Genomic DNA, 12665 nt, shown 5'->3' with positions numbered 1-12665 from the left:
TGAATTTTAACTATTCAAATCCAAAATGATCAAGAAAATACGTCAAAGAACCGGTTCAGTCGGGTTTCCGTCTGCCGGTTCTTTAATGTATTCTTTTCAGACGATAACACGTCTGCTAATTCTAGCTGTTCGGTATTGTATAGACCAGGTCCACCTGTTCCCCGTTGCTGAAGCGGTAAAATCGATAATAGTTGTGAGTATCATCGTTATAATACACTTGCCATACATAGATCCCATTCACAACACCTGGCATAATGCGCTTGATCTCTCCACCCGGAACTTCAGAGCTGAACCGATTTCGAATCTGAGCTTCATTCATGCCGTTCTTTAACAGTTCACCGTGCACCGCATTGGTTCCCGTCACAGGTTTATTATTCTCATCAAACTTGATCCATACCATGACATCCTGGTTATCCTTATTTTTGCCGATCAGGGTCCAGTATATGTTGTCTCCGCCGTCTTTTTGCCCCCAGACATACTTACGCAGCTCTTCGTGGGACGTAATCCCCAGCTGTTCCTGGGCCGCCTGTATGGCCAACGCCTCTTCCTTGCGCTGATCCTGGGTAACATAGACATAATAACGCTGAAGTCCAAACAGAATCAGAACCAGGAGCAGCAGCGAAATCCATATCCACTTCTTTTTTTTCTTCAAAAGCCGAACTTCCTTTCCCTATGACGATGCTGTCCTTGTAATTATCGGGCAAGCAAACTGTCAAATGCCAGCTGAGACTCACGCAGAATGCGCTCTTCATCCATTGTAAGACATTCGCCATGTTTAACCACTTGTTTACCATCCACCCACACATGCTCCACATCTTTGGCCGATGCCGAGTAGACTGTATGGGAAATCAGATCCGTATGCGGATAGAAATGGGCTTGTTCGATGTTCAACGCGATGAAGTCAGCCTTCATGCCAACTTGCAGAGCACCTGTATTATTCAGGAATATGGATTTGGCACCATACGAAGTTCCAAGCAAAAGTGCTTCCCCTGCTGGTACTGCAGTAGGGTCACCTGATACCCCTTTATGAATTAACGCAGCCAGTCTCATTTCTTCAAACATATCCAAGTTATTGTTACTTGCTGGTCCGTCTGTTCCCAGGGACACGGTTACGCCTGCTTTCAACAGATCAGGTACACGTGCAACACCTGAAGCCAATTTCAGGTTACTGCCTGGATTGTGGGAAACTGCTACATCATGCTTAGCGAGAATCTCGATCTCTTCATCATTCAGATGTACCGCATGTGCAACCAGAGATGGACGGGAGAAAAATCCTAGTTTCTCCAGATGTGCAACCGGACGCAGTCCGTAATCAGCCACGTTCTGCTCCACTTCACGAAGCGTTTCAGACATATGCGTATGCAAAGGCAGATTCAGGTCATGAGCAACCTGTACCAGCTTCTCTATGTAATCCGGAGGGCAAGTGTAAGGGGCGTGTGGAGAGATTACGGTTGTAATTCTTCCGTCTGCCTGTCCATTCCATTGACGAGCAAATGCTGCGGACTCTTCCAGCTTACGCAGTTGTTCTTCTTCTGAGCAAAGTCCGATTACCCCACGTGCCAGAGCAGCCCGAACGCCGGATTGTTCCACCACTTTCGCCACCTGATCCATATGATCATACATATCCAGGAAAGCTGTTGTTCCGCCTTTCAACATTTCAAGAACGGATAGAGATGTGCCCCAATATACGTCTTCAGACGTCATTTTGGCCTCCATTGGCCACATTTTCTCCTGTAACCATACTTGTAACGCCAAATCGTCTCCATGGCCTCTCAGGAGAGACATGGCCGCGTGACCATGCGTATTGATCAGACCCGGCAAGAAGAACAGTCCTTTTCCGTCCACTTTTGTCAGACTTTCGTCTCCTTCCGGCAATGTCTCACCAATATGCACAATCTTGTCATTCTCAACAACCATAAAACCTTGAATCACGTTCCATTTCGTACCCTCACTCACGGCAAATTTGCCGTTGTGAATTACCCATCTATTTGTCGTCATCTTCCTCGTCGTCCTTTCCATTCTCCAAGTAATAAGCCAGGCTAAGCAGATCCGTCGTAAAATCGGCATGATGAATACGAATATGCGGCGGAGTCTTCAGGATCGTTGGCGCAAAATTCAGAATCGCTTCAATTCCTGACTCAATCAGCTGATCTGCTACATTTTGGGCTTCCGTATCAGGAACCGTGATAATTCCTATACGAATGTTATCTTTTTTGACCGAATCCGTTAATTCATTCATCGGTTGTACCGTCAAACTGTTGATTTGGCTCCCAATCTTCGGACCGAAGGCATCAAATACAGCGACGATCTTCATGTTGTCTTTGAGATAGGCATTGTAATTAGACAAGGCATGTCCCAAATTACCCGCTCCGACAAGAGCCACATTAATCTGCTGGTCTATTTTCAAAATATGACGGATTTTCTCGATAAGATATGATACGTCATACCCAATCCCTTTACGACCAAAGTCACCAAAGTAAGCCAGGTCTTTACGAATCTGGGCAGGATTCAAATCCAGCCTCAGTCCAAGTTCTTGTGAAGAAACCGTATTGACTTCGCGCTGATGCAGTTCATTCAAATAACGCAAGTACACAGGCAATCTACGCACCACGGCTTCCGAAATTTTATCTGATTTCATTCATTGCTCCCCCTTACCAAGGCCACGATAGATAGATGAAAAAGATGAGCACCCTGTTAAAACGAGCAAAAAAATTACTGAGTTAAACAGGATACTCATTGTTATATAATGGATAATTGCTTTAATTCCTTTAATTGCTTTACTCGCATATCCACGAAACGAATAAATGATATTACTTAATTTTACCGCCAACTACTGGCGTCTTGCAATAATGGAAGCTACAGAACGTATCTGTTATTGTTGCTCTTCGGTCGGTCTCTCGAGCCATTCCGAGATGCGTGGAACCATCTGCTCTGTGAGCATATGCTCCATTTTGGGACCAGGTAATGAATATAAAAAGTACTTGCCATAATATGCTTCAATAACGCGTGTATCGTATACAATCACAATGCCTCTGTCTTTACCTGTACGAACCAGTCTGCCAAATCCCTGTTTGAAACGGATGACGGCTTGTGGCACGGACAGCTTCATAAACGGGTTTTTCTTCTGCTGCTGCAAAAGCTCGCTCTTCGCTTCGACTAACGGATGATTCGGTGGCTGGAACGGCAGTCTGACAATCGCGAGACAGGTCAGAGCCTCCCCGGGAATGTCTACCCCTTCCCAGAAGCTGCTTGTGCCAAGAAGTACCGTCGCTTTCGCATCTTGGAAGCGGCGTGTAAGCTTGGAACGGCTGCCACTGTCCACCCCTTGCCCAAGCAAAGAGATATCATTACCTGACAAGGCCTCCTTGAGTGGGTCATAGACCTGGCGCAGCATGCGATAGGAGGTGAACAACACCATCATGCGTCCACGAGTGGCAATAGCCGTTTCCGCGAGCGAGTGCACGAGCATATCCACAAAGTGGGCATCGCCTACACTGCCCTTCACGCTTGGGAAATCACGCGGAATGACGAGCAACGCCTGTTCTCGATAATTAAACGGTGACGGCAGCATGGACGTTAACAGGCGGTTATTCTCGGCAGCTTCCTGCAAGCCCAGCTGTTCGATCATGAATTGAAATGACTTGTCTACAGAGAGCGTAGCCGATGTAAGCACAACGCTTTTCTTTTTATCAAAGAACATATCTTTCAATTGTGCACTGACATCGACAGGAACAGCATAGAGTTGCAGTGATTTACTACGGAACTGACCGCTGGCCTCCATCCAGTACACCGTATTGGCATCATCCATCCGCATGAAGAAACGCAGATTATCCTTAATCGTTGCCAAGTCCTTGAGCAGACCTGAGATATCTGTAATCAGACTATCGGACTGATAATCATCCTGATCCTCTTTCACTTCAAGCAGCAGCTTGTCGCCTTTACGAATCAAATCACCTAGAGTGACATAAATTTGATTTTCAGCATCCTGCAATTCCTGCCATTTGGCTGGTTTTTGCGAAGGCTTCAGTCGAAGGGAGAATTGTCCTGTCTCGCCTGGAGAAGCATCGCTGCGTTCAGGCAGCAGGCCAAACAATGTATCACTTAATCGATCCCACATCTCTTTGACTTCGACGGCAAGCGGGAACATCTGATCAATCATGGAGCCCCACTGTACCGAATTTTCATGACCCGACAATTGAGAACGAAGCATCGGCAGTTGGCCATTACGGCTATCTTTAAACAGTCGGGTCAGTGTATGAACCAACGTGAAATATTTCATATGAAGACCAAGATGCTTACCTGCTACGTCCTCCAGATGATGTGCTTCATCGATGACGAGACTTTCGTAGGCGGGCAGCAGCTGATGTGCTGCTTTGACATCCGTAAATAATTTCGAGTGATTCGTAATGACGATATCCGACAGCCCGGCTTCATGTTTGGCCCGGTGATAGAAACATTTGCGGAACCAAGGACAGGAACGTCCAAGACAGGACTCAGACTCGCTCTGTACCGTCTCCCAGAAGTCTCCTCCACGCCCGCTTAGATTAAGCTCCTCATCGTCCCCAGTCTCCGTCTGAGTAAGCCAGACAGTCATCTGAGCCGCTGTAAAATAATCCTCTTTCGGTGTAGCGAATTCACGTTTATTGATTTTGTGCTCAAACTTACGCAGACACAGATAGTGCCCACGTCCTTTGAACACCGCTGCCTTGAACGGGAAAGGAACCACCTGAGTCAGCATAGGAATATCCCGCTCTCTCAATTGCTCCTGCAGGTTGATGGTATGTGTGCTGACCATGACTTTCTGTTCCTGTTTCACACTTTCATAGATGGCAGGCAGCAAATACCCCAGTGATTTACCCGTACCTGTTCCAGCTTCGATCAAGAGATGTTTCTCTTCATCCAAAGCTTGTCGTACACTGCTGAACATCTGAGTTTGAGCCTCACGCTCCTCATAATGGTCCAGCGTCTCCTTCAGGTTATCTCTAACCTGATCCATGAACTGTTCAAAACTTACGCCTTCCAGCGGATTGCCTTCTCGCTCATCGCGTGGTGAGCCTATATCGGTCCAGTCACTCACGTTCAGGGCGAGCTGGCGGTAATACGTATGACCATCCAGATCCTGAATCGGCTCTGCTTCCTTCTCAGTACGCATTCCATCAAAGAACCAACCCAAGTCACTGTCTTCCGGTGCAAACAGGTCACTGAGGCGCTGAATTGTGATCAGAGGCAATGCACGCAGCTCATCGAGACACTTCAGTAGTACAAAAGCTGTCGCAAGAGCATCACTGTCTGCCTGATGAGGGCGGTCATGCTGAAACCCGAATTCCGAAGACACATAACCGAGTTGATAAGACCCCAGTGACGGAAACGTGATCTTCAGGAAATCAATCGTATCCAGAATCCGTCCGGTAAATGGCAGATAACCGCATCGATCGAGTGCATTTTGAAGAAAATGAAAATCAAAGGCAACATTGTGTCCAACAAGAACAACATCGTCAAGCAGCGGAACCATCTCCATCATCATCTCTTCCAATGAGGGAGCATCCGCCACATCTTCATTCGTAATACCGGTCAACCCCGTAATAAACGGAGGAATCGGTACACCTGGGTTCACATAAGAACTATATATTTGAGTTATGCTGTAGTCATGATCTATGATGGCAAGTCCGGCCTGTATTATCTCACCGTCGGACTGCGTGCCGGTTGTTTCGAAATCCAATACGGCAAATTTCATTGCAATGTACGGTCCCTTCCATTCCAGTCTATGTTACAGCATAGCAAAAAAAAGGGCATTTGAAAATTAACTGACAAAAAAGGCGGTGTCCCCGCCGCTATGCCAGAGGAGGGAACACCGTCTTTATGCCGCCGAATAGCCCTTAATTTAAGGCAGTCAGCTGATTTGCATATTGCAATTTTCCGCTGTTTAATCGACAGGCTTCCATGTTATACAGCGGTTCGGTCAACGTTGGGTCATACTGAAGCGCCTGCGCAAACAGTGAACATGCACCATCAGGGTTTTCAAGCTTGGCCTCGATACAGCCCAGGACGTTACATACCAGTCCTTTCAATCTCGGCGAACCATTCAGATGCATTATCCGTTGCAAGTGTATTCCTGCTTCCTCAGTTTGTTCCAGGTTAAGATGAGCAAGAGCCAGGTAAAAACGAGTTAATGCACTTTCCGGATAGTCGGTCACAACCCTAGAAAATTGCATAATCGCCTGCGGGTACATTTGCAGTTTGAAATATCCCTGACCGCGACTGAAACACTCCAGATGCAGTTCCGGCAGTGCGGTAACTGCTTCCTGTTCAGGCTCAAGAGAAGCGGGCTTCTCCAGTTCCCTTTCCCTCACCTGGCTCATTTTTTCTTCAAACATCAGCCACTCATCAATCATCCCGTCACTCATCCGCTTCAGCAAATTCCACTTTTGCAGCAATTCCTGTTTGCTTAGGCCTTCAGCAGAAGGGTAGCGCTTGATAATTTCATCTAACATGTCGTTCATTTCTGCGAAAACATGCTGGAACATCGATGCATCCCCACCCTTGAAAAAATGGATTAGTGCAGTGACCTGTACTCATTTTTTGTAGAATGGGTCGATTTCATTCCCCTTACCAGTCGATTACATAATCGTAGCATGAACCTCATGCTTCATCGTTTGCACAGGTTTATTCTGTCCATCCACAAAGACAACGGTAGGCTTGTGATTATTTGCCTCTTCTTGAGACATCATCGCATATGAAATGATAATGACTGTATCCCCTGGCTGTACCAGACGTGCTGCTGCTCCGTTCAAGCAGATCACTCCACTTCCACGCGGACCTGGAATGACATAGGTTTCCAGACGTGCACCATTGTTGTTATTCACAATTTGCACTTTCTCATTTTCCATCAGATCGGAAGTTTCCATTAAATCTTCATCAATGGTAATGCTACCCACATAGTTCAGGTTTGCTTCTGTAACGGTTGCCCGGTGAATTTTGGATTTCATTAGTGTTCTAAACATGGGAAAGCACCTCCGACTTTTGCAGCCTTATGTTGTCAATCAATCTTGTTTTGCCGAATTTTACTGCCAGTGCGATCAACAGATCGTCACGTCCTTGAACTTGTTCCTGATCCGCAAGTGGCTCCAGACTTGGAAAAGCCTGAATTTCAGCATAATCAATTACAGCCATTGGTGAACGTTCAATGTTCTGACGCAATATAACGCGGATATCCGCTGCTGTCATCGCTTTCCCTGCATCTACAGCTTCCTGTGCCTCACGCAGTGCCTTGGACAGGACAAGAGCTTCCTCACGCTGTTCTGTGCTAAGGTACACGTTGCGCGAACTAAGTGCCAAGCCATCACTTTCACGGATGATAGGGCAAGGCACAACCTCAACCGCCATGTTCAAATCGTTAACCATCTGCTGGATTACAGCTACCTGCTGTGCATCCTTCATGCCAAAAAATGCACGCTGCGGTTGTACAATGTTAAACAGCTTCGAGACGACCGTAGTCACCCCGTCAAAATGCCCCGGACGAGAAGCACCACACAAGCGATCCGTTAAACGGGAAACCGATACGGTCGTTTGTGTAGGCTGTGGATACATCTCCTCAACAGAGGGAATAAATACGATATCCACCCCTTTTGCTCGTGCAGTTTCCACATCCCTGGCTTCATCCCTAGGATAACTGTCAAAGTCCTCATTTGGACCGAATTGAATGGGATTTACAAATATGCTCAAAACCACGATATCACTCTGTTGTTTGGCCGCTTGCATCAAACTTGCATGGCCTTCATGAAGAAATCCCATCGTAGGCACGAGTCCCACAACCGACTCTCTGGACTGAATCGACTGACGTTTCAAGCTGAGTTCTTGTCTTAATTCTGCGATTGTCCGTATCACTTTCATACGCTCGTCTCCACCTTTTCTTTGCGATGTCCATACAATTGATCCAGAACGCCGTCAGCGGCGGTAAATACATGCTCTTCTGCCGGGAATGAGCGATCCTTGACTTCTTTCACATAAGACTCGATGCTATTGCGAATCAATGTACCTACGTCTCCATACGATTTCACAAAGCGTTTTGGCGTGTACGGGGAAGCATACTGAACCACATCATGGAATACCAGTACCTGACCATCACACCCTCTACCTGCGCCAATACCAATCGTTGGAATAGAAAGTTCTTCCGAGATGGCTCTTGCCACTTCTTCCGTAACCAGTTCGAGTACAATGCCGAAAGCTCCGGCTGCTTCAAGGGCCTTGGCTTCGTCCATCAGCCGTTTGGCATCTGCAGCATCCTTACCCTGAATACGATAACCGCCAATTTGATTCACGGATTGTGGTGTAAGCCCGATATGTCCAAGTACAGGTACACCGGCTTGCACAACCGCTTTTACCGTATCCGCAATTTCGAGACCGCCCTCCATCTTGACCGCTTGTGCATGACCTTCCTGCATGAGGCGACGAACCCCTTTGAGCGTCTCGTCCAAGCTGCCATGATACGTCATGAAGGGCATATCAGCCACGATAAACGTATTTCCCGCACCACGTACTACAGAGCGTGTATGGTACACCATATCGTCAATCGTAACAGGCAAGGTGGAGTTATAACCCAATACCACATTTCCCAGTGAATCACCAACCAGAATTAGATCGATACCTGCTTCCTCGGCCAACTGGGCTGTTGGATAGTCGTAAGCTGTTATCATGCTAAGCGGCACGCCGTCCTGCTTATATTTTTTCATTTTCACAATATTCAATGCTTGTTTGTTTGCCATTTTCGTCATGGCTCCTCTCATCTTTTCAATTTAAACGCAACAAAAAAACCTTTTAGTTTCCACTAAAAAGTCCCGAAAAGTCAAAAAAGAGTCACTTGCGATCGTCCCTTCTGTCTCGGTCCTCTTCGGCTCAGAGCAGAATCCAACAACTCACTTTACTACCATTCCTGCCTTGTCACTACAACATTTTAAAAGCAGAACAAAGCATACTATTGCCGGAGTGCAATTCGGTCTGCATTAGCCGATATCGCCTCACGAACACAGTATACCAAAGTTCTGCCCAAAGTTCACGTCTTATGTTCATTTTAACGGTGTAAATTCGACAAATTGTTTAATTTACCAATGAAACTTCACCGGAGTATACCGATACACGTTCACCGTTTTTCTTCTCTAAAATCAATGCACCAGAAGGATCAAGGCCTATGGCTGTACCTTCGATGATCCCCTGCGGATTAGCCACCTTAATTTCACGATTCATGGATACGGACAAAGCTTCCCAGAGCGAAGAGATTACACCGAACCCATCCTTTTGATACAAAAAATACAAACGCTCCAACTCCGAGAGAATGGCCGCTGCAAGTTTGGTTCGGTCTATGGTTTGTCCGGTCTCCATCTTAAGTGAAGTAGCGATCGATATCAGATCCTGGGGATAATCCTTGGGATCGAAGTTCACATCCACGCCTATGCCTGCGATACAGTAACGTAATTCGTGGTCTTCAACGGTGGATTCAAGCAGAATCCCGCATACCTTGCGACCATCGATTAAAAGATCATTTGGCCATTTGATCCCAGCATCAGCACCTGTGTATGAACGAATGGCACGACACACCGCCACCCCCGTCAATAACGTAAGCTGTGGCGTATTTTGCAGTGCAAGCTCAGGACGCATTAGAACACTCATCCAGATGCCTCTTCCCGGTGGTGAGAACCATTTACGTCCAAAGCGGCCTCGTCCACCCGTCTGTTCTTCCGCCAGCACCACTGCCCCTTCGCCCTGCCCCTGTTCAGCCATCTGCTGAACATCACCTTGGGTAGACAACGTGGAATTCAGAATGATCGCCTTTCGACCAAACACCGTCGTTTCCAGTGCCAGCTGTAGCGCTGTGGCATCGATACTGTCCGGTTTCGTGACCAAGCGATACCCTTTGCGCGATACGGCTTCAAACTCATAACCCATGTCACGCAGTTTGTTTACATGCTTCCACACGGCCGTTCGGCTAATGGAAAGGTTGCGACTGATCTCCTCGCCTGACACAAACTCTCCTTCGGCATTCAGTAACATATGTAACAGTTCCTCATGCTTGGTCATCTGCAGCCACCCGCTTTACTTCGTTGGTCAGCATATCATGCTGATTCGCTATATTTCCGATCGCAGTCTCTCTTAAGAGATATTTCATCAGTTGTCCCAGCCATGGTCCACCCTTGCGTCCAAGCAGCTGCACAACGTTCTCACCCGTAATCTGCAGGTCTTTCAGTTCGTGCACCTTCATGGATTGACTCCAGGAAGAACCTTGGGATTGTATTACTACGATCTGTTCTTCATGTAGAACCTCTTGATCTCTCCAACCATCTGGAAGCAGTCGTTGAATGATGAGCCAGTCCTCTGTAGCCTGACGTCCGCAAGACAGCACAGTTACAATCCACTCTGATCGCAGTGTCTTCTCATCCTTCTGCTTCTGTACGACAGTCCGGATCAACTCTTCGACCTGCAGAACTCCATTAATGCGGGAACGATCGTCATTAGAAAACGTCCATTTTCGAAGCAAAGCATCTGCTTCAGCCCTGGTATAGCGGCCTGCAATGAGTATCATGGACCAGCGCAATAAAACGTTCTCTTCCATCAATTGTTCCATATTGAACATGAGGGCTTTATTGAATCGTTCCCTGTTGATTGGTGCTTTCACATGCTCCAGTGCCTGGCTGCGAAACAGCAATTCCAGACCGCGCAGCGGATGGGGTCCTGCCATCATTTTCACCATTTCGGTACGCACTCTTTCCATAGCGATATGTTGGAGCAGATCCTTTTGATGAACAAGGCCCTTCCAGGTGTTGTAGGCAATTTTGAAATCAAATACCGAAGCAAAACGCACACAGCGAAGCATCCGCAGCGCATCTTCACCAAACCGTTCTGCCGCCGATCCCACACATCTGACCCTTCCATCCTGAATATCCGATTGTCCACCAAAAGGATCAACGATATTTCCGTCACGATCCATAGCGAGAGCATTCATTGTGAAGTCACGCCGCTGCAAATCTTCTTTGACATCCTGCACAAATTGAACGGCAGCGGGTCTTCGATTATCCTTATATTCAGATTCAGTGCGGAAGGTCGTAACTTCAAAATAAAAGCCTCCTGAACGAACAGTAACCGTTCCATGCTGGAGGCCCGTAGGAATACAATCCGCGAACAATTCCATGACTTGCTCAGGGGAAGCGGACGTGGTGATATCCATATCATCCACGCTACGTTCCAGCAGTTCATCACGCACGCAACCACCGACCCAGTAAGCTTCGTACCCCTTTTCATTTAATGTCCGCAGTACCTGTTCACTTTGACTTGCCATTTCATGATCTACCTGTGTCCATTGAACCACTTACTCTCACCCCATAACTACGTGTTGCTTGGTGTGGCTTACACAGATATATTTCCAAGATAGAACAATCCTATCTGACAATCAGCCACAAACCGGCTTCAGATTCGGAACTTCACGTCCCAGCACCCGGTAGTATATTTGTTCATATTCATGCCGAATAGCATCGTTGCAGAAATCATGGTGCGCCCGTCTCAAGCACGCTTCTCTGAAGTCCGCTGTCAAACGGTCGTCTGTCAACAAACGAATCGTATTCTCCGCCATTGATTGCGTATCGCCGATTGGAGACAAAAATCCGGTCTTGCCGTGCAATACCAATTCAGGTATCCCCCCTGCCAGTGAACCAATGGTAGGTACACCACAAGCCATGGCTTCGAGAGCTACCAGACCAAAGCTTTCCTTCTCCGACGGCAGCATAAGTACATCAGCCATCGAAATGACTTGAGCAATATCATCCTGCTTACCTAGGAAATGGACCTTGTCATTTAGTCCAAGCTCATTAATCTTCCATTGAATCTTCGGCAAATCCGGTCCTTCACCAACAAATAACAGTTTGGCAGGTACTTGCTCCTGTACTTGACGGAACACTTCTACCACATCCTGTGTTCTCTTCACAGGACGGAAGTTGGAGATATGCATGAGTATTTTCTCGTGAGGTGCTGCAAAGTCTCTACGCAGACTTGCTGCATCACGTGGATAATAAATTCTTTTATCAATAAAGTTATAGGTCAGATCGATTGGACGTCTAATATCCAGCAAATCAACCGTTTCACGAATCAAATCCTGGGATACGGCCGTAACCGCATCACTCTCGTTGATGGCAAGTCGAATCAGATCCTTCAACGACTCATCCTGCGCCAGTACAGTAATATCTGTTCCGTGTAACGTTGTAACCACCTTTAAATCCTCGCCAACCATTTGTTTTGCCAAAAAGGCACACACCGCATGTGGCACTGCATAATGTACATGTAGCAGATCCAGTTGCTGTGCTTTGGCGACTTGCGCCATTTTCGTGGCCAATGAAAGGTCATACGGTGGATAACGGAAGACGTAATAATCGTTGACCTCAACTTCATGATAAAAAATATTTTTCTGAAATTTACCCAGTCTAAACGGGATACTATTGGCAATAAAGTGAACCTGGTGACCCTGTTCGGCAAGCAATTTGCCCAGCTCCGTTGCGACAACGCCAGACCCTCCGAGGGACGGATAACAGGTTATACCAATTTTTAGCTTTTGATCCATCCGGTGGACGCTCCTTTAATCTCCCGCGTGTGCAGGTTGATGTAATGCAACGGAAATGCAATGATAA

11 protein-coding genes are annotated in these 12665 nt (G+C 47.0%); all 11 read right to left on the bottom strand.

Annotated features, from left to right (window positions below; all coding sequences use genetic code 11):
* Positions 1 to 121: 121 nt before the first annotated feature.
* Positions 122 to 652, bottom strand: a complete 531-nt coding sequence (locus DC345_RS03840; RefSeq protein ID WP_063566799.1) for a cell wall elongation regulator TseB-like domain-containing protein — start codon at positions 650 to 652, stop codon at positions 122 to 124.
* Between the two features lie 41 nt (positions 653 to 693).
* Complete coding sequence (locus DC345_RS03835) at positions 694 to 1998, bottom strand: amidohydrolase (protein ID WP_113051974.1); 1305 nt, start codon at positions 1996 to 1998, stop codon at positions 694 to 696.
* A complete protein-coding gene (locus tag DC345_RS03830) occupies positions 1985 to 2638 on the bottom strand; it encodes a redox-sensing transcriptional repressor Rex (RefSeq protein ID WP_094936985.1) in 654 nt (217 codons plus the stop codon). The genes DC345_RS03835 and DC345_RS03830 overlap by 14 nt, the downstream gene beginning before the upstream one ends.
* 234 nt (positions 2639 to 2872) lie before the next feature.
* On the bottom strand, positions 2873 to 5734 hold the full coding sequence (gene dinG, locus DC345_RS03825) for an ATP-dependent DNA helicase DinG (RefSeq protein ID WP_113051973.1): 2862 nt from the start codon (positions 5732 to 5734) through the stop codon (positions 2873 to 2875).
* Between the two features lie 142 nt (positions 5735 to 5876).
* Positions 5877 to 6500 carry a tetratricopeptide repeat protein gene (locus DC345_RS03820; RefSeq protein WP_258530546.1) on the bottom strand — a complete coding sequence of 208 codons (624 nt, stop codon included), beginning with the start codon at positions 6498 to 6500 and terminating at the stop codon, positions 5877 to 5879.
* Positions 6501 to 6617: 117 nt separating this feature from the next.
* On the bottom strand, positions 6618 to 7001 hold the full coding sequence (gene panD, locus DC345_RS03815; protein WP_024630626.1) for an aspartate 1-decarboxylase: 384 nt from the start codon (positions 6999 to 7001) through the stop codon (positions 6618 to 6620).
* On the bottom strand, positions 6994 to 7890 hold the full coding sequence (gene panC, locus DC345_RS03810; protein WP_113051971.1) for a pantoate--beta-alanine ligase: 897 nt from the start codon (positions 7888 to 7890) through the stop codon (positions 6994 to 6996). The genes panD and panC overlap by 8 nt, the downstream gene beginning before the upstream one ends.
* The gene (gene panB / locus DC345_RS03805) at positions 7887 to 8762 is read right to left on the bottom strand and encodes a 3-methyl-2-oxobutanoate hydroxymethyltransferase (protein ID WP_113051970.1); all 876 of its coding nucleotides are present in this window, start codon (positions 8760 to 8762) and stop codon (positions 7887 to 7889) included. Before panB ends, panC begins: the two co-directional genes overlap by 4 nt.
* A gap of 331 nt (positions 8763 to 9093) precedes the next feature.
* Entirely contained in the window at positions 9094 to 10071 is a 978-nt protein-coding gene (locus DC345_RS03800) for a biotin--[acetyl-CoA-carboxylase] ligase (RefSeq protein ID WP_113051969.1), read from the bottom strand.
* Positions 10058 to 11356, bottom strand: coding sequence for a CCA tRNA nucleotidyltransferase (locus DC345_RS03795; protein WP_258530545.1), 1299 nt, complete (start codon positions 11354 to 11356; stop codon positions 10058 to 10060). Before DC345_RS03795 ends, DC345_RS03800 begins: the two co-directional genes overlap by 14 nt.
* An 81-nt stretch (positions 11357 to 11437) precedes the next feature.
* Positions 11438 to 12598, bottom strand: a complete 1161-nt coding sequence (bshA, locus tag DC345_RS03790; protein ID WP_113051968.1) for an N-acetyl-alpha-D-glucosaminyl L-malate synthase BshA — start codon at positions 12596 to 12598, stop codon at positions 11438 to 11440.
* Positions 12599 to 12665: the final 67 nt, after the last annotated feature.

The sequence above is a fragment of the Paenibacillus taichungensis genome, from assembly GCF_003287275.1.
GTDB lineage: Bacteria > Bacillota > Bacilli > Paenibacillales > Paenibacillaceae > Paenibacillus > Paenibacillus taichungensis_A.
The sequence above is the reverse complement of the archived record's forward strand: the minus strand, read 5'-3'. Positions and strand labels throughout refer to the sequence as shown.